Origin of the sequence: Xanthomonas sp. NCPPB 3569 (assembly GCF_041475645.2) — a bacterium.
In the GTDB taxonomy this organism is placed as follows: domain Bacteria; phylum Pseudomonadota; class Gammaproteobacteria; order Xanthomonadales; family Xanthomonadaceae; genus Xanthomonas; species Xanthomonas phaseoli.
The window spans coordinates 3,513,228-3,539,687 of the sequence record NZ_CM192969.1 but is presented as its reverse complement, the minus strand read 5'-3'; the positions used below and the strand labels follow the sequence as shown (position 1 = coordinate 3,539,687).

At 65.2% G+C, this 26,460-nt stretch carries 13 protein-coding genes, 4 pseudogenes and 1 riboswitch; of the genes and pseudogenes, 11 read left to right on the top strand and 6 right to left on the bottom strand.

Annotated features, from left to right (window positions below):
- Positions 1-7: 7 nt before the first annotated feature.
- Entirely contained in the window at positions 8-913 is a 906-nt protein-coding gene (locus ACCQ03_RS15430) for a M23 family metallopeptidase (RefSeq protein ID WP_057679810.1), read from the bottom strand.
- 127 nt (positions 914-1,040) lie between these two features.
- A riboswitch (SAM riboswitch) is annotated at positions 1,041-1,162 on the top strand.
- A gap of 70 nt (positions 1,163-1,232) precedes the next feature.
- Here ACCQ03_RS15430 and metX point away from each other — a divergent pair.
- From metX to ACCQ03_RS15415, 3 genes are read left to right on the top strand one after another with little or no spacing between them, the layout of a single operon-like run.
- A complete protein-coding gene (gene metX / locus ACCQ03_RS15425; protein WP_057679811.1) occupies positions 1,233-2,264 on the top strand; it encodes a homoserine O-succinyltransferase MetX in 1,032 nt (343 codons plus the stop codon).
- Entirely contained in the window at positions 2,261-3,478 is a 1,218-nt protein-coding gene (locus ACCQ03_RS15420) for an O-succinylhomoserine (thiol)-lyase (protein WP_057679812.1), read from the top strand. Before metX ends, ACCQ03_RS15420 begins: the two co-directional genes overlap by 4 nt.
- Complete coding sequence (locus ACCQ03_RS15415; protein WP_057686963.1) at positions 3,475-4,563, top strand: homoserine dehydrogenase family protein; 1,089 nt, start codon at positions 3,475-3,477, stop codon at positions 4,561-4,563. Before ACCQ03_RS15420 ends, ACCQ03_RS15415 begins: the two co-directional genes overlap by 4 nt.
- A 140-nt stretch (positions 4,564-4,703) precedes the next feature.
- Here the strand turns inward: ACCQ03_RS15415 and ACCQ03_RS15410 are convergent, their stop codons facing one another.
- Complete coding sequence (locus ACCQ03_RS15410) at positions 4,704-5,987, bottom strand: glycoside hydrolase family 18 protein (protein WP_150146693.1); 1,284 nt, start codon at positions 5,985-5,987, stop codon at positions 4,704-4,706.
- Between the two features lie 390 nt (positions 5,988-6,377).
- Positions 6,378-7,760, bottom strand: a complete 1,383-nt coding sequence (locus ACCQ03_RS15405; RefSeq protein ID WP_017157853.1) for an L-serine ammonia-lyase — start codon at positions 7,758-7,760, stop codon at positions 6,378-6,380.
- Between the two features lie 87 nt (positions 7,761-7,847).
- Here ACCQ03_RS15405 and ACCQ03_RS15400 point away from each other — a divergent pair, with 87 nt between their 5' ends.
- Positions 7,848-8,087 (top strand): glutaredoxin family protein, encoded by a 240-nt coding sequence (locus ACCQ03_RS15400; protein WP_209225480.1) that lies wholly within the window; start codon positions 7,848-7,850, stop codon positions 8,085-8,087.
- Positions 8,088-8,234: 147 nt separating this feature from the next.
- Here ACCQ03_RS15400 and ACCQ03_RS15395 read toward each other — a convergent pair whose 3' ends face one another.
- The 3 genes and pseudogenes from ACCQ03_RS15395 to ACCQ03_RS15385 all read right to left on the bottom strand — a co-directional run bounded on the left by ACCQ03_RS15395 (position 8,235) and on the right by ACCQ03_RS15385 (position 10,032).
- Positions 8,235-8,804, bottom strand: a complete 570-nt coding sequence (locus ACCQ03_RS15395) for a YceI family protein (protein WP_209225477.1) — start codon at positions 8,802-8,804, stop codon at positions 8,235-8,237.
- Between the two features lie 20 nt (positions 8,805-8,824).
- Positions 8,825-9,373: pseudogene (locus ACCQ03_RS15390) on the bottom strand (cytochrome b); the annotation flags it as partial.
- On the bottom strand, positions 9,370-10,032 hold the full coding sequence (locus ACCQ03_RS15385; RefSeq protein ID WP_057679378.1) for a YceI family protein: 663 nt from the start codon (positions 10,030-10,032) through the stop codon (positions 9,370-9,372). The gene ACCQ03_RS15385 and the pseudogene ACCQ03_RS15390, both read right to left, overlap by 4 nt.
- Before the next feature lie 96 nt (positions 10,033-10,128).
- On the opposite strand from ACCQ03_RS15385, the gene ACCQ03_RS15380 reads away from it, so the two are divergent.
- The 7 genes and pseudogenes from ACCQ03_RS15380 (at position 10,129) to ACCQ03_RS15350 (ending at position 26,427) form a co-directional block, all read left to right on the top strand.
- Entirely contained in the window at positions 10,129-13,704 is a 3,576-nt protein-coding gene (locus tag ACCQ03_RS15380; protein WP_209225474.1) for a hybrid sensor histidine kinase/response regulator, read from the top strand.
- A gap of 63 nt (positions 13,705-13,767) precedes the next feature.
- On the top strand, positions 13,768-13,947 hold the full coding sequence (locus ACCQ03_RS15375; RefSeq protein WP_057679376.1) for a hypothetical protein: 180 nt from the start codon (positions 13,768-13,770) through the stop codon (positions 13,945-13,947).
- A 59-nt stretch (positions 13,948-14,006) separates the two neighbouring features.
- Positions 14,007-16,724: pseudogene (locus ACCQ03_RS15370) on the top strand (ligand-binding sensor domain-containing protein); the annotation flags it as partial.
- Between the two features lie 63 nt (positions 16,725-16,787).
- Positions 16,788-17,759 carry an IS5 family transposase gene (locus tag ACCQ03_RS15365; protein WP_150147813.1) on the top strand — a complete coding sequence of 324 codons (972 nt, stop codon included), beginning with the start codon at positions 16,788-16,790 and terminating at the stop codon, positions 17,757-17,759.
- Between the two features lie 128 nt (positions 17,760-17,887).
- Positions 17,888-18,700, top strand: a pseudogene (locus tag ACCQ03_RS15360) (ATP-binding protein); the annotation flags it as partial.
- 201 nt (positions 18,701-18,901) lie between these two features.
- Positions 18,902-22,472, top strand: a pseudogene (locus ACCQ03_RS15355) (hybrid sensor histidine kinase/response regulator).
- 409 nt (positions 22,473-22,881) lie between these two features.
- Positions 22,882-26,427, top strand: coding sequence for a hybrid sensor histidine kinase/response regulator (locus ACCQ03_RS15350; protein WP_150146686.1), 3,546 nt, complete (start codon positions 22,882-22,884; stop codon positions 26,425-26,427).
- Positions 26,428-26,460: the final 33 nt, after the last annotated feature.

The following is a 26,460-nucleotide window of genomic DNA, read 5'->3' as shown; positions in this document are numbered from 1 at the left end:
GCGGCGGTCAGGGCGCCGGCGATGGAAACTGCAGCTCGCCCTGCGGGCCGAGCATGCGGAACGGCAGCGAGAGCAACTGCATGTCGGCATTGCGCTGGATCGCAAAATGCAGGTGCGGCGCGGTGCTGAAGCCGGTATTGCCTGAGGCGCCAAGCCGCTCGCCGGTGCGCACCGCCTGGCCAGGTCGCACGGCCACGCCGTCGGGCGCCAAGTGGGCGTACAGGGCCATGCTGCCGTCGGCATGCAGGACGCGCACCAAGTTGCCGCCGCCAGCGGCGGGGTCGTTCGGGGCGCTGTCGAGGACATCGCGCTGCACTTCCATGACCACGCCCTCGCGCGCTGCCAGCACCGGCGTGCCCTGCGGCATGGCGAAGTCCACCGCATACCAGTTGGGCGGATCGGCGTGGCTGAATTGCCCGCCAAAGCCCTGCGCCACCTGCACCGGCACGTTGTGGAAGGGCAATTGATAACGCACTGGCTGCGGGGCGGCGCTTGGATCGCCCGGCACCACCTCGAGCGTGAGCCCGAAGCCGCCCAGGGTGCGCTGGTTGCTGGCCGGATACAGCCGGGCGACAAGGCGGCGCTCGTGTGCGGCCAACTTGAGCGTCAGCGGTAATTGCAGCACGGCGCGGTAATCCTCGCTGGGCGGTGCGCTCAGGCGCAGTTGCGCAGGGCCGGCCAGCGGATTGGCGACCCAGGCCAGATACACCGGCGCCTGCCATTCCAGCTGTAGCGAGGCGCCAGTGCCTGTGGCCGCAGTCGCGGGTTGTGCGTTGCGTGCCTGGGGCGAGTGCTGCGCAGCGCCGGGCCAATGCCAAGGCGGTTGTGCGTATGCCGCGGGTGCCCATGCCGGCAGCAAGACGCATGCCGCGATCAAGGCGGGCAGAGCAGTGCGAGACACGTGATAGGGCACGCCATCGACTCGAGCAAGGGGGCGCAAGTATGCGGCCCAGCGTCGAGAGGAGTGGTATCGGATGAAAATATATCTTTCCATCCGCATGAAGAGATTGACATCGTAAAAAGCCGGTGGCATCTTAGCCTCACCATCGAGACCGGCGGAGGGACAGGCCCTTTGATGCCGGGGCAGCCAGCGGAACGCGTTAAGCGTCCGCGTTTGGTGCCAAATCCTGCGGGGACCTCCGCGTCCGCCGAAAGATGGTTCGAATCGTGCCTTGCGCACGTCGAACGCGAGCTCCGCGAAGCTCGATGGCCGATCCACCCTGGATACCGCCATGAGCCTCGTGAATACAGCATCGCCGTCTACCAACGATTTCGTCGAAACCCCCGCCAGCAGCGACGACGGCTTCACTGCCGTGCGCGGCGAACTCGTCATCGCCCTGCCGATGCGCCATGCCGGCATGCGCGAGCTGCAGCTGCGCTATGAGCTGATCGGCGCGGCCACTGCGCCGGTGGTGTTCGTGGCCGGTGGCATCTCCGCACACCGCCATCTGGCCGCCAGCAACCTGTTCCCCGAAAAGGGCTGGGTGGATGGGCTGGTCGGCAGTGGCCGCGCGCTGGATCCTGCCGCGCGCCGCCTGCTGGCATTCGATTTTCTCGGTGCCGACGGCAATCTGGACGCGCCCATCGATACCGCCGACCAGGCCGATGCGATTGCCGCCTTGCTGGACGCGCTGGGCATCGGGCGCTTGCACGGCTTTGTCGGCTATTCCTACGGTGCGCTGGTGGGCTTGCAGTTCGCAATTCGCCACGCGGCCCGAGTAGGCGCCCTGGTCGCGGTGAGCGGCGCGCACCGCGCGCACCCATACGCCGCGGCCTGGCGCGCCCTGCAACGCCGCGCGGTGGCGCTGGGCCAGCTGCAGTGCGCAGAGCAGCATGGCCTGGCGTTGGCGCGGCAGTTCGCCATGCTCAGCTACCGCACGCCGGAAGAATTCAGCGAGCGCTTCGATGCGCCGCCGGAAGTGATCAATGGCCGCGTGCGGGTGGCGGCCGAGGACTATCTGGACGCCGCCGGGGCGCAGTACGTGGCGCGCACGCCGGTAAATGCGTATCTGCGCCTGTCCGAATCCATCGACCTGCATCGCATCGACCCCGCGCATGTGCGCGTGCCTACCGTCGTGGTGGCGGTGGAGGGCGACCGCCTGGTGCCGCTGGCCGACATGGTCAGCCTGGTCGAAGGCCTTGGCCCGCGCGGCAGCCTGCGCGTGTTGCGCTCGCCGTACGGGCACGACGCCTTCCTGAAAGAAATCGATCGCATCGACGCCATCCTCACTACCGCCCTTCGCAGCACCGGAGAAACCGCATGAGCTTTCGTGACCCCACCGACGCCCCCTGTACTGCCGCCACCGCCGCCGTGCGTGCCGGTATCGATCGCGACACCGCCTACGGCGCAGTGACCCCGCCGATCGTGCTGTCGTCGAATTTCTCGTTCGATGGTTTCGGCAACAAGCGCCAGTACGACTACACCCGCAGCGGCAATCCGACCCGCGACCTGTTGGGCGAAGCGCTGGCCGAACTGGAAGGCGGCGCGGGCGGGGTGATCACCTCCACCGGCATGGGCGCGATCAATCTGGTGCTCAACGCGGTGCTGCAACCCGGCGATACGCTGGTGGTGCCGCACGATGCGTACGGCGGCAGCTGGCGCCTGTTCAATGCGTTGGCCAAGAAGGGCCATTTCGCGCTGATCACCGCTGATCTGATCGATCCGCGTTCGCTGGCCGATGCCTTGGCGCAGTCGCCCAAGCTGGTGTTGATCGAAACCCCGTCCAATCCGCTGCTGCGCATCACCGACCTGCGCTTCGTCATCGAAGCGGCAAAGAAGGTCGGTGCATTGACCGTGGTGGACAACACCTTCCTGTCGCCGGCGCTGCAGAAGCCGCTGGATTTCGGCGCCGATCTGGTGCTGCATTCCACCACCAAGTACATCAACGGCCATAGCGATGTGGTGGGCGGTGCAGTGGTGGCGCGTGATGCCCAGCTGCATCAGCAATTGGTGTGGTGGGCCAATGCATTGGGCCTGACCGGCTCGCCATTCGATGCTTTCCTCACTTTGCGCGGTCTGCGCACGCTGGATGCGCGGCTGCGCGTGCATCAGGAAAACGCCGATGCCATCGCCGCGCTGCTGGACGGGCATGCGGTGGTGAATCGGGTGTATTTCCCGGGGCTGGCGGCGCATCCGGGCCATGCGCTGGCCGCGCGCCAGCAGAAGGGCTTCGGGGCGATGATGAGTTTCGAACTGGAAGGCGGCGAAGCGGCCGTGCGTGCGTTCGTCGATGGCTTGCGTTACTTCACCCTGGCCGAGTCGCTGGGCGGTGTGGAAAGCCTGATCGCGCATCCGGCCTCGATGACGCACGCGGCAATGACCGCCGAAGCGCGTGCGGCAGCCGGCATTTCCGATGGCTTGCTGCGCTTGTCGATCGGAATCGAGTCGGCCGACGATCTGCTGATCGATCTGCGCGCCGGTCTGGCCCGTGCCGAAGCGACCCTGACCACCGCCAGCCGCAAACAGGTCGACGCGTGAGCAATGTCCTGCCCGTTTCGCGCCGCGCGCAGGTCGCTGCAGTGACGCCCACGCCGCGGCTGGCGTTGCTGGGGACCGGCACCGTGGGGCGCGCTTTCGTGACGCGCTACACCGCGCTGCAGCAGCGCCAACTGCGCTTGCCGCGCTTCGATTGGCTGGCCAATTCGCGTGTTGCGCAGGATTGTGGCGTCAGCGCCGAGCAGGCCCTGCAGCACGCCAATGCGGCGCCGCGCGGGCAGGCGGTCTTGCAGCCGTGGGCAGAAACCACCGCACTGCGTGCCGGCGATGTACTGGTGGATGCCACTGCCAGCGATATCGTGGCCGATTGGCATGCCGAATGGTTGCAGCGCGGTGTGCATGTGGTCACCGCCAACAAACTGGGCCAGGGCACCGCGTTGTCGCGTGCGCAGGCGCTGCACGCGGCCCGTCATGCCAGCGGCGCGTCTTATGGCGACAGCGCCACTGTGGGCGCCGGGCTACCGGTGTTGAGCAGCGTGCGCGCGCTGGTGGCCGGCGGCGACCAGATTCATTCGATCGAAGGCGTGTTGTCCGGATCGTTGGCCTGGCTGTTTCATCGCTACGACGGCAGCGGCGCGTTTTCCGCCTGCGTGCGCGAAGCAGTGGCGGCTGGCTATACCGAGCCGGATCCACGCATCGATCTGTCCGGCGAGGATGTGCGGCGCAAGCTGCTGATCCTGGCGCGTGCCGCCGGGTGGCAGCTGGAGGCCGAGCAGGTACATGTGGAATCGCTGGTGCCAGCAGGCATTGCACGGTTGCCGCTTGACGCCTTGGATGCGCAGCTGGGCGCGCTGGATGCGGTGGTTGTGGCGCGCTGGCAACAGGCGCGTGCTGCAGGGCGTTGCCTGCGCTTTGTCGGTCGCGTGGACGCGCATGGAGCGAGCGTGGGTTTGCGCGAACTGGCGCTGGATCACCCGTTGGCAGGCGGTGCCGGGACCGATAACCGGGTGGCGATCAGCAGTGACCGCTATCGCGCGCAGCCGCTGTTGATCCAGGGACCGGGTGCAGGCGCCGAGGTGACCGCGGCCGCGTTGCTGGATGACGTGCTGCGGATTGTGGCCGGCTGATGACGGCGCGGTGGCGCCACCTTCACGGTTGCGACATGGGCTAGCGATTGACAGGCTGCAGTGCGTGCAGTGAAGTCGATGCCGGCGCATGGCCGGCATCGTGATGCTCGCGGGGGCGGTTCGGGCCAGCGGCGATTGCGTTACTTCAGACCCTTGCCGATGGTCCGCAGCAACTCGCCCTGGTAGTCGCCGCTGAACTCCCAGAAGAAGGCGCCGCCAAGGCCGCGTTCCTTGACGTAGCGCATCTTCTCGCCCACCAGTGCCGGGGTGTCGTAGCTCCAGAAGGTGGCACCGTCGTAGAGCCAGTGCGCACGCGCCAAGGGATCGACAGCGTGGGTGCCGGGCAGGCCGCGCAGCACCTTGTAGTCCTCCACGCCGTTCTCGTACGTTCCCGGCGCAGGGCTGCCGCTCTGGTACAGCCCGCCGTTGGCGTTGCCGACCTTGGTCCAGCCGCGGCCGTAGAAGCCTAGTCCGAGATTGAGCTTGGCGGCAGGTACGCCACGATCGAGCAGGGCCTGCATAGCGTCGTTGCTGTTGTAGCGGCGCTGGTCGCCGGTAGACGGATCTGCGGGCGAACCAAACAGCGCAGAATGGTGATTGGTGCGCGACTCCCAGGCGCCGTGGAAGTCGTAGGTCATCACGTTGATGTAGTCCACGAAACGGGCGTACTGGCCGGGGTCGGTGACGCGGATCTTGTCGATGCTGGCGCCGACGGCCACGGTCAGCAGCAGCCCGGGACGCACTTGGTCGAGCTGACGGCGGAACTCGGCCAGCAACGCGGTGAAGTTCTCCCGGTCCTCCGGGCTGCCGCAGGTCAGCCCGCAGGCCACCGGATATTCCCAGTCGATGTCGATGCCATCGAATACGCCGGCCGCCGCGGCGGTGCCGCCGGCGCCGTCGGTGACTGGCAGATTCCCGCTCAGGTAGGCGTCGATGCAGGAGGCGACGAATGCCTTGCGGTTCTCGGGGCGGGCAGCACTGGAAAAGCCGCCCGACCAGCTCCAGCCGCCCAGCGAGATCAGGACCTTGAGCCTGGGATTGGCGGCCTTGAGCTTCTTCAACTGGTTCCAGTTGCCACGCAAGGGCTGGTTCCAGGTGTCGGCCACGCCGTCTACGCTTTGTTCGGCGGAAAACGCCTTGGTGTAGTCCGCATACGCGTCGCCGCTGGCTCCGGTATTCGGGTCGGACGGGGCGATGACGCCGACCTCGCAGCGATTGTTGCGCACGTTGCCGAAGGCGTAGTTGATGTGGGTCAGATAGCCGGCCGCGCCACTGGCCTGGATGTCCTTGACGACATAATTGCGGCCGTAGATGCCCCACTGGGTGAAGTAGCCGATCACGCGCTTGTCGACGGCACGTGGCCGGTGGCGGGTGTCGGTTGACGTATTGGTCGCATCGGCGGACGGGGGGTTGGGCAATGCCATCGCATGACCCGGCAGCACGACGGACAGAACGGTGAGGCAGCACGACAACGCCCCCGATACAGCGCAGTTCACTTTCATGGTGAATCCCCCGATTGTGTGTCGCGATTTCGGAACTGGCTGATGGCCGGCGTGTCGTTGTTAACGAAGTGCCAACCTGGATCGTCGTTGGACAGGCAAGCGTGCAGTGGCGCGATTTGCGCGGTCATTTGCCGATTTGCGAACCTTCCTTCCGGTGCATGCGGGCGTTTGGTTCTACCTGGCGAGAATGCCGAGACACGTCACAGATCGCCATGGCGGCAGGTGTTCAGCAGGTGTCGTCGTTACGCGGCCGCGAGACTGCCGACGCCGTGGTCAGTGCCGCCGGGGCGTGCGTGGCGCCCTGCACGCTGCTCAGCATTCGATGACGTTCACCGCCAGCCCGCCGCGGCTGGTTTCCTTGTACTTGTCCTGCATGTCGCGGCCGGTGTCGCGCATGGTCTTGATGACCTTGTCCAGCGACACCTTGTGCTTGCCGTCGCCGCGCATCGCCATGCGGCTGGCGTTGATGGCCTTCACCGCGCCCATGGCGTTGCGTTCGATGCACGGAATCTGCACCAGCCCGCCGATCGGATCGCAGGTCAGGCCCAGGTTGTGTTCCATGCCGATTTCCGCGGCGTTTTCGATCTGCCCCGGGTTGCCGCCAAGCGCGGCGACCAGGCCGCCGGCGGCCATCGAGCAGGCCACCCCCACTTCGCCCTGGCAGCCGACTTCTGCACCGGAAATCGAGGCGTTTTCCTTGTAGAGAATGCCGATGGCCGCTGCGGTGAGCAGGAAGTCGAAGATGCGTTGTTCGCAGGCACCCGCGCAGAACCGGTCGAAATAATGCAGCACCGCCGGAATGATGCCGGCCGCGCCGTTGGTGGGCGCGGTGACCACGCGGCCGCCGGCGGCGTTTTCTTCGTTGACTGCCAGCGCATACAGGTTGACCCAGTCCAGCGTGGTCAACGGGTCGCGCATGGCCGCTTCCGGCTTGGAGGACAATTCGCGGTACAGCGCTGGCGCGCGGCGCGAGACATTCAGGCCGCCCGGTAACGTGCCTTCTTCGCGGATGCCGCGCGTTACGCAGGACTGCATCGCATTCCACAGTTCGCGCAGGCCAGCACGGATCTCGTCTTCGCTGCGCCAGCTCTTCTCGTTTTCGAACATCAGCGCGGCAATGCTCAAACCACTGCGCGCGCATTGCGCCAGCAGTTCGTCTCCACTGAGGAACGGGTAGGGCAGCGGCGTTTCGTCGGCCACGATGCGATCGTCGGCAGCGTCGTCCTGGTTGACGACAAAGCCACCGCCGACCGAATAGTAGTCGCGTGTGGCGATGACGGCTTCGTCGGCGTCGTAGGCCGTAAAGCGCATGCCGTTGGTGTGGTAGGGCAGCTTCTGCCGCTTGTTCATCGGCAAGTCGCGCTTTTCGTCGAAGACGATGGCGTGCTGGCCCATCAAGGTGATGCGCTTGCTGGTGCGAATGCGCTCCAGCGTGGCGGGGATGATGTCCGGGTCGATCAGGTTCGGGCGATGGCCCTCCAGCCCCAGCAACACCGCCTTGTCGGTGCCATGGCCGCGGCCGGTCAGGGCGAGCGAACCGAACACTTCGGCGCGGATGCGCACCACGTCCTGCAGGCGCCCGGCATCGAGCAGCCAGCGATGCACAAAGCGCTCGGCGGCGCGCATCGGCCCCACGGTGTGGGAAGAACTGGGACCGATACCGATCTTGAACAGGTCGAACGTGCTGACAGCCATGCGTGCCGGAGAGGTGAGCGTAAAGGCGGCTATTCTAGTCGTTCGGCGCTTGCGGCACGGCTGCAGCGCAGCATGAGAGCCCGGCCGATGCCCCTGACCCTGTACCAGCGCGACGATTGCCATCTGTGCGACCAGGCCGTGGAAGTGCTGGCGCGGGCGCGTGCAGGCGATTTCGAGAGCGTTTTCATCGACGACGACGTGACGCTTGAGGCCGTTTATGGCGCGCGTGTGCCGGTGCTGCGCGATGCGCGTGGACGCGAGCTGGATTGGCCGTTCGATCGCGTGCGCTTGCGCGCATGGCTGGACGAAAATGGCGCCGAGAGATAGTCGCGGCGCGACAACGTGCCGAGGCCGCAATCCGTGTCGCAGCCGGTGAGCATCGGCTGGCTGTCCCACCCCGTGCGGGCATAAAAAAGCGGCGGACCCGACGAGTAGTCCGCCGCTCAGTGGCTGCGTCCGGTGCGGCCTGTGGCGTTACTTCGCCTTCAACACGACCTTGGTGCTGATCGCGGTTTCGTTGGGAATGGTCTTGGTGTCGGCCCAGTCGCCACCGCCCACGCCAAAGTCCAGCCGCTTGACGACGGCCTTGCCCGCCAGCACCGGCTGCGCGCCGGGTGTCCAGGTAAAGGTCAGCGTGACCGGCTTGCTGACGCCGCGTAGTTCCAGGATGCCATCGGCGGCGTATTGGTTGCCGCCCAGGGCGCGGAACTTGTCGGCGCGGTAGCGCGCGGTGGCGAACTTGGCGACATTGAAGAAATCCGGGCCCTGCAGGGTGGAATCGCGGTCGTTGTTGCCGCTGACCGCGCTGGCCAGCGGGATGCGCACGTCGAGTTTGGCCCCGGCCAGGTTGGCCGGATCGAAACTCAGCGTGGTGTCGAAGCCGGGGAACTTGCCGGTGAACACTTCGCCGTCGTACTTGCTGGCAAAAACCAGGCTGGAGCCCGGCGCCTGCACGTAGTCGGCGGCCAGCACCGGTGCGGCGGCGAACGTGGCAACCAGCGAGGCGGCGACCAGCATCGGAGAGACAAACAACTTGGACGACATGGGAAATCCTTATGGTTTGGGAGCCAGCCACGCGGCAACATCCGCGCCAGGGTGGCGTCGCGCTGGAACAGGTGGTGGTAAAACGCAGCGCCGGCATGCGCCAGTACCACGGCAATCAGCAGCCAGAAACCCCATTCGTGGATGAAGTGCGCAATGGCGCGCAATTGTTCGTCCGGGGGGCTGAGCTTGGGCACATTGAACAGGCCGAACCAGCGGAACGGCCGCAGGCCGCTGGTGGAGTCGTACAGCCAGCCCGACAGCGGCATGGCGAAGATCATGGCGTACAACAGCCAGTGGGTGAACCCGGCAATGCGCTCCTGCCAGCGCGGCGTACCGGCCACCGGCGGCGGTGCACCGGCGTAGATGCGCCAGCCCAGCCGCACGATCACCAAGGCCAGGACAGTCAGCCCCACCGACTTGTGTGCGGTGTATACCCAGAAGTATTTCGGGGTCTTGGGCAGTTCGCCCATGGTCAGGCCGACGACGCCCAACACCAGGATCAGCAGGGCGATCACCCAGTGCAGGGTCTGACTGACGCCGCCCCAGCGTTCGACGTTCTTCAGGCTCATGTTCCCGATTCCTGGTTGGCGGCGGTGTCCGGCGTGATGGGTGCGGCCTGCGGCTCGGGCGTCTCGTCGTCGGCGCGCCCTTCGCGCACGGCTTCGGCTTCGATACGCAACTCCACGCTGTCGCCGATCATCGATTTCCACGCATCAATCCCGAACTCGGAACGGCTCAGCGTGGCGGTGGCGGAGAAACCGGCGGTGCGGCGGAACGGCGGCAGCGGGTGACGCTTGAGCGCGTTGAGGGTGACGTCCAGGGTGACCGGGCGGGTGACCCCGTGCAGGGTCAGGTTACCGGTGACCTTGGCATGGTTTTCGCCGCTGGCCTCGACGTGCGTGGAGACGAAATGCGCGTCGGGAAAGCGCTCGGCGTCGAGTAGGTTGCGTGCCAGGGTGGCCTGGTTCCACTTGGCATCGCCCAGGTCGGCGCGGTGCAGCGGCACGGTGACATCCAGACGGGCGGCCGCCCAGTCGTCCGGGTCGAAGACCAGGGTGCCGCTACTTCCGGAAACGGTGCCCAATGCCTTGGAAAAGCCGGCATGTTCCACCGCGAACAGCACCCGGGTATGCACCGGATCCAGCGCATACCGCGCTGGCGCAGCGGTGGCGGCGAGACTGGTTGCGACCAGGGCAGAGGACACCACTAAGCGGGCGAGGATTGTCATGGGCGGATTCTAGACATATCCCGGCAACGCGCGCTTGGCTTGCGCTCGCAACGATCCGTTGCGAGCATGCCGGCTGGACGAGGAAAGGATTCCCCCATGCGTGTACTCATCGTGGTGCTGGCCGTGTTGTTGGCCATCTGGCCGTGCGCGGCAAAGATTCCGGAAGTGCCACGCTTTCGGATCGTGGGACCCAGCGAAGGATTGCCTTCGACGATGGTGGTCGCCATCAGCCAGGATCGCGCCGGCTATTTATGGCTTGGAACGCTCGACGGTCTGGTGCGTTACGACGGCGCCGGCTTCAGGACCTGGCGTCACGATCCGGCCGACCCTGGCTCGTTGCCCTGCAACGCGGTGCAGGCATTGCATATCGATGCGCTGGACCGGGTCTGGGTGGGGTGCGGCAAGACGCTGAGCGTGCTGGATGCCGGCCGTAGGCGCTTTGTTCACTATCGCGCTGCAGACTATCCATTGTTGAAGGACGGCGAGATCTTCAGCATCGCCGCGTTCGATGGCGGCATCTGGGCCGGCACCACCACCGGTGCGCTGGTGCGCATCGATGCCAGCGGAGGGATGTCGTCGGTGAATCTGGGCGGGATCGAAGGCGCGCTGGATCACGCCATGGTCATGAACCTGGCGGTGGACAACCAGCACCGCCTGTGGATCGGCACCAGCAATGGCCTGGCCTATTACGACGGCAAGCAACTGCACCGCCAGTACATCGCGGACGAGCCGAACCGGGAAGCGGCCGTCTTCGGTTTGCAGTGGACCGGGGACCGTTTGTGGCTGGGAAGCGAATCGGGATTGCATGTGCTGCGCGCCGACGGTCGCTGGCAGCCGCTTGCCTGGTCAACGATGTTCGGCAATGGCAATGAATTCTGGGGCGCAGTCGCAACGCCGGATGGCGAATTCTGGCTGGGCAGCGGGCGTGGGTTGTGGCGCACGCGCGGAGAGCGTCCACCGGTGCCCGCCTTGAGCGGGGAGGGGCCGTTGTCGCGGCGTAACGTGATCGGCTTGATGGGGGCGGCCGATGGCGGCCTGTGGGTGCCCATGCATGGCACCGGGCTTGGGTATCTGCCGGCCGACTGGAAGCGCAGTGCCGTGCTCAAGCCCGCGGTGCCGATGGGCGATGCGATTTATTGCAACCTGGCGCCTGCCAAGCGCTCAGGCGGCTTGTGGCAGGTCGATGCGCAGGGGCGTCTGTTGCGCGTGGATCCGAGCACCGGCGATTCGTTCCAGACAGGCCTGCAGTCGCCGCAGCTCAAAGGGATGGAGTTGGTGTCGGCATTGGAAGATCGCCTGCAACGGGTGTGGCTGGGGAATCTGACCTTTGGCCTTTCGCGGATGGACCTGCGTACCGGTGACTTCGTGCACTGGCCGTCCGATGGGCCCGAACCGTCATCGGCGTTGTCGGCGCCGGAATGGATCATGGAGCATGGCGACACCGTCTGGATGGCCTTCATCGACATGGTGCAGCAGCGCGACCTGCGCACCGGCAAGGTCTTGCAGCGGATGACCCAACAAGACCTGCATGGCCTACGCGCGATCGACATCCAACAGCTGGACCAGGGACCCGACGGGCGCGTCTGGGTGGCCGGCGAGGGCGGCATGTTCGCATGGGACGAGGCGACAGGCCGCTTCGTGCCGGTGGCAGGGCTCGAGGGGACGCCGATCCAGGCATTTGCCAGCCAGTCTGCGGACACGCTTTGGGTGTATCGCGCCTCCGGTGCAGAGCAGTGGCAAAAGCGCGCAGCCGGCTGGAAGCGCGTCCGTCAGGTCGGCGAAGCGGATGGACTGAGCGGGTTCGATGCCTCTGCCATGCAGATCGACCCGCGTGGCCGTGTCTGGATTTCCAGTCTGCGCGGGCTTTGGCGGATCGATCCCTCGGTGCATCCGGCGCGGGTACGCAATATCGGCACGCGCGATGGCCTCACCAGTCAGGAGTTCATCCAGCATTGCCTGTTGACGTCGGGCGACACCTTGATCGGTGCAACCAGCGATGGCTCAACCGTGCTGCTGGATACCGCGATGCCGGATGTTGCACCGTTCGTGCCGGCACTGCAGCTGGAACATGTCAGCGTGCTGCGCAATGGCGCACGCATCGCCTTGCCCATGGACCGCCCGTTCCAGCTGGGCCCCGAGGACCGCCAGCTGCAGATCGTCAGCCGCCTGCTGTCGTACAGCGACCCGCTGTCCAATCGGTATCGCAGCTTCCTGAAAGGCTTCGATACGGACTGGCAGACGATAGGCAACACCGGCATCCGCGAATTCGCCAGCCTGCCTGCCGGCAATTATGAGCTTGCGCTGCAGGGCATCGACCCGCTGGGCAATCGCTCGCAGGTGCGTTCGCTGCAATTTTCGGTGAGGCCGCCCTGGTGGCGTAGCGAGATCGGGATTGCGCTGATAGGTTTTTCCGGATTGCTGTTGAGCGCCTTGCTGGCCGCTGCATATCGCCGACGTATCCGCATGCGTGCGCAGTGGCAGCTGGCGCAGCACAAGCGTGAGTTGGCCGAGCAGGCATTGCTGGCCAAGACGCGCTTTCTGGCAACGTTGGGTCACGAGGTACGCACGCCGATGACCGGTGTGCTGGGCATGAGCGAGTTGCTGCTGCAGACCCCATTGGATGGTCGCCAGCAAGGCTATGCAAGCGCAATCCAGCTGGCCGGCAAGCACTTGCTGCGTCTGGTCAACGATGCATTGGATCTGGCCCGGATCGAAGCGGGCAAATTGCCGCTGGATTATCGCGATTTCGACTTGCGTCAGTTGGTCGGGCAGGTGGTGGAACTGGTACGCCCGAGTGCCGAGCAGAAGCAGCTGGCTTTCCATTGCGAGCTCGACGATGCATTGCCGCCGGCATTGCATGGCGATGCCAGCCGCGTACAGCAGATCCTGTTGAATCTGCTGTTCAATGCGGTGAAGTTCACCGAGCGCGGGAGCGTGCACCTGCGCGTCACCACGTTGCCGCTGCATACCGGGCAGGGTCTGCGCGTGGAAGTGCGCGACACCGGGCCAGGCATGAGCGCCGAGCAGCGCGGACGCCTATTTCAGCGCTTTGAACAGGCCGAAGGCGCGGTCACGCTGGCACGGCACGGTGGCAGTGGGCTGGGGCTGGCGATCTGCCGCGAACTTGCGGCGGCGATGGGCGGCGCGGTGACGGTCACCAGTGCGCTGGGTCAGGGCGCGTGTTTTGTGGTCGAGCTGCCGTTGCACTGGGTGTCCACGTTACCTGCGGTCATGGCGCCTGCGGTGCGCGCCCCGTCGCTGCGTGAGCAAGCGCCGTTGCAGTTGCTGCTGGTCGAGGACGATGCGACCGTGGCGCAGGTGATCGTGGGCCTGCTGCAGACGCGCGGGCATCACGTTACGCATGTACTGCATGGTCTTGCCGCGCTGGCAGAGGTAAGTACGCGCAATTTCGATGCAGGATTGTGCGATCTGGATCTGCCCGGCCTCGACGGCGCGGCGCTGGTAGCGCAGTTGCGCGCGCGCGGCGTGCGCTTCCCGATCGTGGCGGTGACCGCACGTGCCGACACCGATGCCGAACCGCAGGCGATGGCCGCCGGCTGCAATGGCTTCCTGCGCAAACCGGTCACGGGCGACTTGCTGGCACAGGCATTGGCGCGGGTGCTTGCCGATGCCGATGATGGCCAGCGCGATCGCGAGGCCGGCGACGCGTAGGTCCAGGGGCAAGCCCGGCGAGGACGCGACAGCAGCCTGGCGCTGGCGCTGTCTTGGTTCCACATGGCAGACGGCAAACCGGCACTGCGTACGCCGCAATCAGTGGCGTGCACGCAGGTAGCTGCCGCATTGGCCGGCCGGGCAGTGGTCGCATGCCGGCCCGGTCGTAGCGATCAGCAGACCGGCAACTTTGCCAAGGGGCGAGACACTTGGCGCAACCAATCACTGCCGCGTAGCGGGTAAAGTGCAGTCCCAGCAAGGAGCGCCTGGGTGCACACGCGGCGATGGGGACAGGGATGACGATGAAGGACGTGCTGTTGTCGATGCTGGCCGTGCTCTTGCTGTTGAGCAGCGTGGATGCGGCGGCGGTGAATCAGATCGAGACTCCGCGCATGCGCCGCTTCGGTGGTGCCGAAGGCCTGCCTTCGCGCATGGTGCTGGCCTTGGCCCAGGATCGGCAAGGCTATGTCTGGGCGGCGACTAGCGATGGCCTGGCGCGCTACGACGGCATCGGTTTGCAGGTATGGCAGCACGATCCGCATGTCGCCAGTTCGATTCCGGGCAACGAAGTGGAAACGCTGTTGGTCGATGATCGCGACCGGATATGGGTTGGCATCAACGGCTCGCCACCGAGCATGCTGGATGCGGCGCGCTCGGCATTTACGCCATTTCCCGACGTTGGCACCGCATGCGATGGGCAGGTCTGGGCGCTGGCCCAGGCCCAGGATGCGATCTGGATAGGAACCAGCAGCGCCGGGCTCTGCCGGCGCGAAGAGAATGGTCGGGTGACGGCGTTCCGTGCCACGCCGGATGCGGCGGACGGACTGCCCAGCAACACCATCATGAGCCTGGTGACCGATGCGCGCGGCCGGCTATGGATCGGCACCGATAGCGGGTTGGTGATGCGCGACGGCGAGCGCTTCGTGCGCATCGCGCCAGACCGACTAAGCGCGACGGTTTTCAAGCTCAGCAAGGATGCCGACGGTACGATGTGGGTCGGGACCAGCAAGGGCGTGTGCAGGGTGACGCCTGCCGGTGCGCTGGAACGCGCGCCCTGGAGCGGGGCCGATGCCCTACGTGCCGCTACCGTGGTACACGATGTGCACGGCGGCTACTGGGTTGGTGCAGCCGACGGATTTTTCCGGGTGGCGCCGGGAGACACCACGCTGCGCCTGATGGAAGGCGATCGCGGCAGCGGCTTCCTCACCGCGCATAGCGGTGTACTCGATGCGATGCAGGATCGCCAGGGCGGGCTATGGCTCGGACTGATTTCGCAGGGCGTGGCGTATTTGCCGCCGGATTGGCGGCGGTTTTCCACCATTTTCCAGACCCAGGGCAAGCCGCTGGAGAGCTTGTATCTGGTCAACGCTGCGGCCGATGGCGACAGCTTTCTGTTGACGACCGGCGAAGGCGTCTACCGGCTCGGCAATGACGGTGAACTGGTGCCGGTCCTGCACAGCGATGCCTTGGGCGGCGGCACCGTGCAGTCGGTGCTGCCGGCCGGGGGCGGCAGTTTGTGGATCGCGCTGCGCGATGGCGTGACGCGCTATGACCCGGCGACCGGCCAGCAACAGAAGCTCGCGATGCAGATCGGTGTTTCCGCAACGCATCGGGTGGAACTGATGACACCCGGCATCGATGGCGAGTTCTGGGTGTCGATCGTGGAAGGTGGCGTGCAACGACGTGCCGCCGATGGGCGGCTGCTGGGCACGTTCCGCTTCGGCACCGATCTCAGTGAGGTCGGTGGCATGGTGCAGCAACTGACGGTGCGCCCGGATGGCACGGCCTGGGTCGCAGCCGGTGACGGTGTGTGGGTCTGGCAGGGCGAACGATTTCGCGCAGTGGTCAAGGACGCCAATCATGAAGCCTACGCGCTGGCCTTCGTTTCGTCGCGCGAGTTCTGGGTAGGGCGTTCCGGTGCGCTGGAGCGCTACGGCTGGAACGGGCAGCAGGCGCGCCTGCTGGAGCGGGTCGGGCACGAACACGGCCTGCCTTCTACCGAGATACGCGGCCTGGCGCTGGGCGGCGACGACACGGTCTGGGCCACCACCTCGCGAGGTCTGTTCGCCTACAAGCGCGGCCAGCCGCAGGTACGTCGGTTCGGTCCACGCGACGGCTTGCCAGACAGCGAGTTCTCGATGCGTCCGCCGGCCATTGGCCCCAACAGGCAGGTGCTGGCGCTGACGACCAGCGGCATCGTGTTGTTCGATCCGTCACGGCCTTTTGCGCCTGCGCCGCTGGCCCGCCTGGTGATCGAATCGGTGCAGGTGCGGCGCAACGATGCCGAGCGCCCGCAGACGGTTGCCCACAACGCGCCGGTGATCTTGCAAGCGCGCGATCGCGATCTGCGTATCAGTGCACGGCTGTTGTCGTTTGTCGATCCGACCTCCGCGCACTACCGCTACCGTGTCAATGGCTACGACGAACGTTGGGTGGAGCAGGGTGCCAGCGGCGAGCGCGTGATCTCGCGATTGCCGCCTGGCGACTACCGCATCGAGGTCCAGGCGCGCGCCGGCGATGGCGACTGGGTCACCGCACCGGTGTTGCAACTGAAGGTACGGCCGCCGTGGTGGTTGAGCACGGCCGCGCAATTGGTGGCGGCAGCGCTCTGCATGCTGCTGCTGTACCTGGGTATGTGGGCCTGGCGAAAGCGCGTGCGGCGGCAGCAGGCGTGGGTGCTGGCACAGCAACGGCAACAGCTCGCCGAGCAGGCATCGATCGCCAAATCGCATTTCCTGTCCACGCTTGGCCACGAAGTGCGTACACCCATGACCGGCGTGCTGGGCATGAGCGAGTTGCTGCTGGCCACGTCGCTCAATGCCACGCAGCGCAGATATGTCGATGCGATCCGCAAGGCCGGCACGCATCTGCTGCGCTTGGTCAACGATGCACTGGATCTGGCACGCATCGAGGCCGGCAAACTGGAGCTGGTACAGCAGCCCTTCGATCCCGCGCAGCTCGCCCAGGAACTGGCTGATTTCATGCATCCCATCGCTGAGGCACGCGGCCTGTGCTTTAAGGAAACTCTGAACAATCCATCGTGATCTGCCACAATCGATCAACGACCCGAGTAGACGATTTCGATGCAGCTGACCTTCGGCGACGCGGAGTACAACGGCAAGCGCAAGCGGACGCGGCGTGAGGTGTTCTTGGCCGAGATGGACCAGGTCGTGCCGTGGAAGGACCTGCTGGCGCTGATCGAGCCGCACTACCCGAAGTCGGGGCAGCCGGGGCGACAGCCGTATCGGCTGGAGACCATGCTGCGCATCCACTTTTTGCAGCAGTGGTATGCACTGAGCGATCCATCGGCGGAAGAAGCGCTGTACGACACGGTGTCGATGCGCCGTTTCGCCAAGATCGGCGGGCTGGATGAGGTGCCGGACGAGACGACGATTCTCAACTTCCGCCATCTGTTGGAGCAGCACGATTTGGCGCGCAAGCTGTTCAATCGGGTCAACGCGCACCTGTCGCGCAAGGGGCAGAGCTTGCGCGGCGGGACGATCGTGGACGCCACGATCATCGCTGCGCCCAGCTCGACCAAGAACAAGGATGGCGAGCGCGATCCGGAGATGCACCAAACCAAGAAGGGCAACCAGTACTACTTCGGGATGAAGGCGCACATCGGGGTGGACGATGACTCCGGGCTGGTGCACCACGTGGAGTGCACGGCGGCCAACGTGGCCGATATCACACAAGCGCACAAGCTGCTGCACGGCAAGGAGGACACGCTGTGCGCGGACAGCGGCTACACCGGGCTTGAGAAACGCGAGGAGATGAAGCGCAAGCGCAAACTGCGCTACCTGATCGCGGAGAAGCCCTCGAAGCTGAAGCAGATTAAGAACAAGCGCGAACTGAAGTTGGCCAAGCGCTGGGAGCACACAAAAGCCAGCCTGCGTGCAAAGGTGGAACACCCGTTTCGGGTGATCAAGCGCCAGTTTGGCTACGTCAAGGTGCGCTATCGCGGTTTGGCGAAGAACACCGCACAGATGCTGATGCTGTTTGCGCTGTCGAATCTGTGGCTGAAGCGCAAAGAGTTCATTACCGCCGCGGGGTAGGTGCGCCCGTAATCGGGACGATACCCCGAAAAAGCGCCAAAAACGGCGAAAAACCGAGGATCTGAGCGCGGTCACCGCGACCGATATGGCTTACCACATCCTCCGATCGCGTTGTTCAGACCTTCCTTAAGTACCGCAATCGGCTTTCCACGCATGTGATGGTCGTGGGCGATGCGACGCGAGTGCGTCAGATCCTGATCAACCTGCTGGGCAATGCGATCAAGTTTGCCGAACGCGGCGAGGTGTCGCTCACCGTTAGCCAGCACGGCGACGCCCTGCGCTTCAAAGTGCGCGATACGGGTCCTGGCATCGGGTCGGAACAGCAGAAGCGATTGTTCCAGCGCTTCGAACAGGGCGAGGGTGCGCGCACCAGTTCGCGCTACGGCGGCAGCGGGCTCGGGCTGGCGATCTGCCAGGAACTCACCGTGGCGATGAAGGGCCGAATCCGAGTGCGCAGCCGGCTTGGCGTCGGCACACAGTTCACCGTGGATCTGCCCTTGCCGCTCGACCGCTCCGGCACGCGCATCGCTGCCGGTCAGGTCCAGCCGCTTGCAGGCGAGCCGCTGCGCATCCTGCTGGTGGAAGACGACCCCACCGTGGCAGAGGTGATCAGCGGCTTGCTGACCAACCGAGGCCACCGCGTCGTGCATGCCGCACATGGGCTGGCTGCATTGTCGGAAACGGTGGATGGCGGGTTCGACATCGCGCTGCTGGATCTGGATCTTCCCGGGCTGGACGGCTTTGCCCTGGCATCGCAGCTGCGCCAGCTTGGCCACCGCTTCCCGCTGCTGGCAGTCACGGCACGGGCCGACAGCGCCGCGCAGACCCAGGCGAAGGCCGCAGGCTTCGACGGCTTTATGCGCAAACCGGTCACTGCCGATCTGCTGGTGGAAGCGATGACGGCTGCGCGCGCGGGCGCCGGCATGCAGGCGACGGCCTAGCCTGCATGTAAGGGTCCGATGTGTTGACGATCCCGATGCTCGTTCGCATCGAATCATTTAAAGACCCCGTATCCGCCCAGCTGCTGCAACCGATCACCATTGGCGCGCCTATGTGTGTTGCCAGCATCAGGCGAGGTCCGCACTATGCGTGCAAAGGACATCGAGTGCATGCTGCTATCACCACAACACCCCAGTCGTCGCATGCCGCTGCAAGCCTTGGTTACGCGGGCTCTATTCCTGCTTTGCCTGGCCGTCGTGTCAGGCTGGCCGAGCCTTGCGCTGGCCGGCGTGCCGGTCTTGCCGCAGCCGCGGCAGCTGACCGTGGCCGACGGACTGCCATCCAACGTGGTGTATGGCTTCGATGAGGATGCCAATGGGTATTTGTGGCTGGCCAGCAGCGATGGGTTAGCGCGTTACGACGGGCGAAACTTCCGTATCTGGCGCATCGAAGACGGTTTGCGCGACAACCAGATCTGGGCGGTTCACGTCGACAAGCGCAACCGGGTCTGGATCGGAACCGGCATGGCAGGCCTTGCGATGCTGGACCCCGCACGCCATCAGTTCACCTTCTATGATGGTGCGCGCTATCCGGAACTTCGCGGCGCTGCGATCTGGAATATCAAGTCCACCGACGACGGCAGCATATGGTTCGGCACTGAAATGAGTGGGCTATACCGGCTGCGCTCGGATGGTTCGCTGGACCATTTCGTACATCGGAACGACGACCCGCGCAGCCTGCCCGACAATGCGATCTATCGGCTCGATGTCGATACCCGCGGCACACTCTGGATCGGTACCGCCGATGGTGCTGCGCATTGGACGGGCAAGGATTTCGAGCGACAGGCATTTCCGGATGGCACCGCACAGATCATCACCCGGCTAACTGCCGATGCCGATGGCAGCATCTGGATCGGCACCAGCGACGACAAGCTGTTTCGACGCGATCCAACTGGTCATCTCAGTCCGCACCGTTGGCAGGCGCCTGCAGAATATCCGGTGTTGGGCGTGTTGTTGCGCGACCAGGATGGCAGCTATTGGCTGGATACCCTGGCCGGCCTAGGTCATACGACTGGTGCGGAGGTGCGCAACGTCCCCCTGTACAGTCTGTCTGCGCACGGGCGCATTCGTCCCAACTGGGAATCGGCATATCAGGATCGCGAGGGCGGTGTATGGTTTGCCAGCCCCAACGGCGGGCTCTGGCATCTCCCCTCGAACTGGCGTCGTTTCGCGGTAGTTTTCAACTACATGGACGACGGCGGCCAAGGTGGCAACCTGGCGATCCAGGGCACCGCAAAATCGTACGATGGCCGGATGTGGTTGGTGGGGACCTCCGGCGTGCTCGAACGCGTAGATCCTGCCACTGGCAAGATCGAGCGTGTATTGCCCACCCTGGGGTCCGCTAGCTGGTCCAATAGCGTGCTGGAGGATCGCAAGGGGAACGTCTGGATCGGTCAGTTTGCCGAGCTGGTGCGCTTTGATTCCGCCACTGGCCAGGTGCAGCGCTGGAAGGCTGCCGCAAGCGGCTCGGGCGCCGCTGCACAGGACGCGACATTGGACGCTTCCCTGGAATCGCTCCAGCAGACCGCCGATGGTCACATCTGGGTCCATGCCACGCTGGGGCTACAAGAGCGGGACGAACAAGGTCGCTTGCTGCGCACCATGCTGCGCGGAACGCATGGCCTTGCAGCAGATCTGGTGGTGTACGACCTGCAGGCTGGGCCGGACGGAACGCTTTGGCTGGCGAGTAATCGTGGTCTGCAGCGCTGGAACGCGTCGGTTGCGCGCTTCGAGCGCATCGCCGGCGCGCCCGACGAATCGATTTTCGCGTTTCGCTTCAGCGACAATGAGATCGCCTGGTTTGCCGGGCTAGGGAAGCTGCATCGCTATTTATGGAAGAACGGCGCCCTTCAACATCTAGATACAGTGGGGCCCGAGCAGAACTTCCCCTGCGCTTGCGCCACAGGGACTGGTGGTCGACCACGACGGTGTTGCCTGGTTGTCCAGTATGCGTGGCCTGATTCGCGTGGACCCTGCCACGCGGGGCGTGCGCGTGTTCGGGGTTCATGACGGCCTGCCCAATCCGCAATTCGTTGCGCGGTCTTTGGTGCAGTCGTCCAAGGGCATGATCGTCGGCGCGACGCCGGACGGCCTGGTCATCTTCGATCCTGCCGAACTCAAGCCGAATGATCATCGGGTGCCGTTGGTGATCGAACGTGTGGGTCTACGTCGCGGCGAGAGCGGGCTGGATCTGAGTCATGTCACTTCTTTGGTCATGCAGGACGGCGACCGTGACTTGCATATCGTCGCGCGCCTGCTCAGCTTCGCCGACTCCGAATCCAACAGCTACCGCTTCCGTCTGAGCGGCTACGACCCGGACTGGATCGATGTCGGGCCCAGTGGCGAGCGCCTGTTTTCGCGTCTGCCTTCTGGCCGTTACACGCTGGAAGTGCAGGGGCGTACTGCAGACGGAATCTGGTCGGCGAGCCAGACATTACGTTTTCAGGTGTTGCCGCCATGGTGGCTGTCGCCGTGGGGTTTAAGCCTGCTTGCCTTGCTGACGTTATGCGTGATTGCTGCAGCTATCTTGTTGTACCGCCGTCGGTTGCGTCGCTTGAATGCCTGGCAGCTTGCGGTGCACAAACAGGAAGTGGCCGAGCAGGCGTCTTTGGCCAAGACGCGTTTTCTGGCGACGCTGGGCCATGAAGTGCGTACGCCGATGACGGGTGCCCTGGGCATGAGTGAGCTGCTGCTCAAGACTTCGCTGGATCTCAAACAGCGCAGTTACACCGAGTCGATCCGCCGCGCCGGCGCGCATTTGTTGCGGCTGGTCAACGATGCGCTGGATCTTGCGCGCATCGAATCCGGACGGCTGGAGCTGGAGCTGGAGCCGTTTTCGGTGCGTCAGCTGGTGGCCGAGGTCGAGGCGTTGATGGCGCCACTGGCGCAGGAGCGGGGCCTGCGCTTCAGCCTGGAAATCGGGCTGCTCGGCGATATCACTGCCAGTGGCGATTGCACCCGCATCCGGCAGATCCTGCTCAATCTGCTCAATAACGCGATCAAGTTCACCGAGCGTGGCGTAGTTGGTTTGAAGTTGACCACGCTCGGTTCCTATCAGGGCCTGCGCTTTGAAGTGGCCGACACCGGGCCCGGCATCAACGCCGAGCAGAAAGCGCGGCTGTTCCAACGCTTCGAGCAGGGCGATGGCGCCAGAACCACCTCGCGCTACGGCGGCAGTGGTCTGGGCTTGGCGATCTGCCAGGAGCTGGCCATCGCCATGGGCGGGCAGATCGAGGTGATCAGCCGGCTCGGTGCCGGGACGCGTTTTGTGGTGGATTTGCCGCTGCGCTGGGTGGCCTCCAACGCCGCAATCGGTGGCGAACCCGGACATGCCGATACTGCGGTCGAACCGCAGCGCATCCTGCTGGTGGAAGACGACCCGACCATCGCCGAGGTCATCGTCGGGCTGCTGCAAGCGCAGGGGCATTCGGTGGTGCATGCTCCGCATGGCTTGGCGGCGTTGACCGAAGCGGCCGACAATACGTTCGACCTGGCGTTACTGGATCTGGATCTGCCTGGGCTGGATGGCTTCGCGCTGGCGCGGCAACTGCGCGTCTTCGGTTACGACATGCCGTTGATCGCCGTGACGGCACGCGCCGACGAGGTCGCCGAACCAAGCGCGCAGGAAGCGGGCTTCGATACCTTCCTGCGCAAGCCGCTCACTGGCGACATGCTGGCCGCCACCATTGCCGACGCGTTACGCAGCAAGCGCTAACACGCCATGCGCATGCCCTGTCACCGGAGCAGGCACTCAGGTGTCATGCGGCGCGTCGGTCCGCTGTTGGGCTGCTCGAACAGCGATGCGGGTCGCGATGGTCTGGGCAGGCGAAAGCGCGCTGCAGGTGCCTGCCAACCGGGTCGCAGCGAGCGGTTGCGTCGCAAGCAGGCTTTGTGGGAACGAATTGTTGGGTCCGCTCTTGCGAACCTTGCAACGTGGAGTGGACTTGCCAATGCCCCTGTCGCGCATGCGTCTTGTAGCCTGAGCGCATGCGCAGAACGCGCAGAACGCGCAGAACGCGCAGAACGCGCTTGCCCGCACCGCGCGTGGCCCGCACTATGCGCCGACTTGTCGTGAAGTTGATCCGGTGCGCTTTCTAACCCGCTTGCCCCATCGGCTGCTCGCTGTGCTCTGGGTATGCCTGTGTCTGGCAGTGCTTCCGGTGCAGGCGCGGACGCCCGCAACACCGGTACCCATCCAGCTGACGATCGCCGACGGGCTGCCGTCGGACACGATCAATCAGTTGGCCGAGGACAAACAGGGATATCTGTGGCTTGCCAGCGATGACGGCCTGGCCAGGTTCGATGGCCGCAACTATCGGATCTGGCGGATGGAAGATGGCCTGACCAGCAACGTGGTCTGGACCATCTGTGTCGATGCCAACGACCGGGTGTGGATGGGCTTCGAGGACGGCGGTGTCGGCTATCTGGAGGCGAACACGCGCACGTTCAAACGGTTGGAAGATCCGCAGTTCCCCGAATTGCGCGACGCCACCTTGTGGTCGCTGGCACAAACGCCGGACGGCGACATCTGGATCGGCACCGCCAAGCAGGGCCTGTATCGTTACCGGCCCGACGGGCGCATGCAGCACTTTTCTGCCAAGGCAGGCGATGCCGGCAGCTTGCCGTCCGACAACGTGGTTGGTCTGGAAGTTGCGCCCGACGGCGGCCTGTGGATCGGCACCTGGGGCGGGCTTGTGCACTGGGATGGCCGACGCCTGGAGCGCGTGCCGCTTCCGGGCCCGTCCCAGTCGGTCAACAGAATGTACAAGGAGCCCGACGGCAAGGCGCTCTGGGTTGCCGATTTCGACGGCAACCCCGTCCAGTTCAACACGGTCGGGCGGCCCATGGCCCGCACCTGGCAAGGCGGAAAGGACACCGCGCAGGTCAGGGGCGTCCTGCTGCGCGACCGGCTCGGGCGCTACTGGCTGGATACCGCCACCGGCCTGGGCATGAGTACCCGCGATGGTGGCGTCGAACGCGTGCCGGTCTACAGTTTCTCGGCGCACGGCCTGGTCAACCGGAACTGGATCACCGCCTACCAGGACCGCGAAGGAGGCCTGTGGTTTGCCAGCCTGGAGGGCGGGCTGTGGCACCTGCCTCCGCGCTGGGATACCTTCGCGCTGTTTTCGCATCGCGCAGATGATCCGCAATCGCTCGCCAACCCCTCGGTCGTTGCCACGGCGCCTTCGATCACGGGCGGCATCTGGCTGGTCGGCACACGGGGAACGCTTGAGCATTTCGATCCCGTCACCGGTCGCGTGGAGCCACGCCTGGCCCCGGTCGATCCAGAACGCATTCCCGATACCGTCATCGAGAGCAGGCAGGGAATGGTCTGGATTGGCGTGCAGGAAAGGCTGGTTCGGTACGACCCGCAGACAGGCGAGGCCAGGCGTTGGCCACTGCTCGGGCATCAGGATTCGGCAACCGATCTGGAAGATGTCGGCAGGCCTGGCAGGATGGCCGAAGATGCACAGGGGTGCATCTGGGTGGCGCTGCTGACGCACGGGGTGCAGCTGTGGAGCAGCGAGGGCCAGCTGCTCAGGACGCTCGACTATGGAAGCCACGGGCTGAAGGCGCTGACTGTCCTTGACATGCGGATCGGGCCGGATGGGCAGATCTGGCTGAGCAACAATGCCGGGCTGTGGCGATGGGATCCGCATGCCGACCAGTTCGTTGCGGTCCGCGGCGCGCCGTCCCTGCCGACCTATGTGTTTCGCCAGGCAGATGGCGGCATCGTCTGGATCGGATTGGCCGGACAATTGCGGCGCTATCTCTGGGACGGCAAGCAGCTCACGCATCTGGATACGGTGGGAAAGGAACAGGAATTTCCGATGGTCTCGCCGACCGGCCTGGTGATCGATGCCGGTGGCGTGGCCTGGGTCTCCAGTCATCGTGGACTGATTCGGGTCGACCCCGGCAGCAAGCTGGTGCGGGTGTACGACGTGCACGACGGACTTCCCAGTTCGCCGCTGCAGGTGGCCACGCTGGTGCAGGCAAGCACGGGGCAGATCCTGGGCGGCACGTCCGATGGCATCGTGGTGTTCGATCCGGCCACGATGCGTCCGAATCTGCGCCGACCGCAGCTGTTGATCGAACGTGTCAGCCTGCGACGCGGCGAGCGCGAACTGGATGTCACCGGCAAGACGCCGCTGCAGGTGCAGGACGGCGATCGCGACCTGCATATCGTGGCGCGGATGCCCACGTTTACCAATCCCGAATCCACCAGTTACCGCTTCCGCCTCAGTGGCTACGACCCGGACTGGATCGACGTGGGGTCCACCGGCGAGCGCTTGTTTTCGCGCCTGCCTTCCGGGCATTACACGCTGGAAGTGCAGGGGCGCACTGCAGATGGCATCTGGTCGGCCAGCCAGATCGTCCGTTTCCAGGTGTTGCCGCCGTGGTGGCTGTCGCCGTGGGGCCTGGGCCTGTTGGCGGTGCTGAGCCTGTGCGTGATCGCCGCGGCCATCTTGTTGTACCGCCGTCGGCTGCGGCGTTTGAATGCCTGGCAGCTGGCCGTGCATAAGCAGGAGTTGGCCGAGCAGGCGTCTTTGGCCAAGACGCGTTTTCTCGCAACCCTGGGCCATGAAGTGCGTACGCCGATGACGGGCGTGTTGGGCATGAGCGAATTGCTGCTCAAGACCGAGCAAGACGCCACGCAGCGCAGCTATACCGAGTCGATCCGCCGCGCGGGTGCGCATCTGTTGCGGCTGGTCAACGATGCGCTGGATCTGGCACGCATCGAATCGGGCCGGCTTGAACTGGATTTCCAGCCGTTTTCGGTGCGTCAGCTCGTGGCCGAAGTCGAAGCGCTGATGGCGCCATTGGCGCAGGAGCGCGGGCTGCGTTTCAGCCTGGAAATCGGGCTGCTCGGCGACATCACTGCCAGCGGCGATTCCACCCGCATCCGGCAGATCCTGCTCAATTTGCTCAATAACGCGATCAAATTCACCGAGCGCGGCGTGGTCGCGCTGAAGCTCACCACGCTCGGTTCCTATCAAGGCCTGCGCTTCGAAGTGGCCGACACCGGCCCGGGCATCAATGCCGAACAGAAGGCGCGATTGTTCCAGCGCTTCGAGCAGGGCGACGGCGCCAAGACCACTTCACGCTATGGCGGCAGTGGGCTTGGCCTGGCGATCTGTCAGGAGCTGGCGATGGCGATGGGCGGGCATATCGAGGTGATCAGCCGGCTCGGTGCGGGGACGCGCTTTGTGGTGGATCTGCCGCTGCGCTGGGTGGCGTCGAACGCGACGCTGGACGGCGAGGTCGCGCATGCCGCCAGCCCTGTCGAACCCCAGCGCATCCTGCTGGTGGAAGACGACCCGACCATCGCCGAGGTCATCATCGGCCTGTTGCGCGCACAGGGGCACTCGGTGGTGCATGCGCCGCACGGCCTGGCGGCGCTGACCGAAGCGGCCGACAACACGTTCGATCTGGCATTGCTGGATCTGGACCTGCCCGGGCTGGATGGTTTTGCGCTGGCGCGGCAACTGCGCGTCTTCGGCTACGAGATGCCGTTGATCGCGGTGACCGCACGCTCCGATGAAGCCGCCGAACCAAGCGCGCAGGAAGCGGGCTTCGACCGTTTCCTGCGCAAGCCGCTCACCGGCGAGATGTTGGCCACCACCATTGCCGAGGCGTTGCGGCATGCTCGCGCGCGCGATGGGGCGTAGCCGCGGCGGAAGCGACCGTGCGCCAGCGCAGCA

Coding starts and splice junctions, on each gene's coding strand:
- metX (WP_057679811.1), top strand. CDS start 1,233: ATGAGCCTCGTGAATACAGCATCGCCGTCTACCAACGATTTCGTCGAA.
- ACCQ03_RS15420 (WP_057679812.1), top strand. CDS start 2,261: ATGAGCTTTCGTGACCCCACCGACGCCCCCTGTACTGCCGCCACCGCC.
- ACCQ03_RS15410 (WP_150146693.1), bottom strand. CDS start 5,987: ATGGCATTGCCCAACCCCCCGTCCGCCGATGCGACCAATACGTCAACC.
- ACCQ03_RS15405 (WP_017157853.1), bottom strand. CDS start 7,760: ATGGCTGTCAGCACGTTCGACCTGTTCAAGATCGGTATCGGTCCCAGT.
- ACCQ03_RS15400 (WP_209225480.1), top strand. CDS start 7,848: ATGCCCCTGACCCTGTACCAGCGCGACGATTGCCATCTGTGCGACCAG.
- ACCQ03_RS15395 (WP_209225477.1), bottom strand. CDS start 8,804: ATGTCGTCCAAGTTGTTTGTCTCTCCGATGCTGGTCGCCGCCTCGCTG.
- ACCQ03_RS15385 (WP_057679378.1), bottom strand. CDS start 10,032: ATGACAATCCTCGCCCGCTTAGTGGTGTCCTCTGCCCTGGTCGCAACC.
- ACCQ03_RS15380 (WP_209225474.1), top strand. CDS start 10,129: ATGCGTGTACTCATCGTGGTGCTGGCCGTGTTGTTGGCCATCTGGCCG.
- ACCQ03_RS15375 (WP_057679376.1), top strand. CDS start 13,768: ATGGCAGACGGCAAACCGGCACTGCGTACGCCGCAATCAGTGGCGTGC.
- ACCQ03_RS15365 (WP_150147813.1), top strand. CDS start 16,788: ATGCAGCTGACCTTCGGCGACGCGGAGTACAACGGCAAGCGCAAGCGG.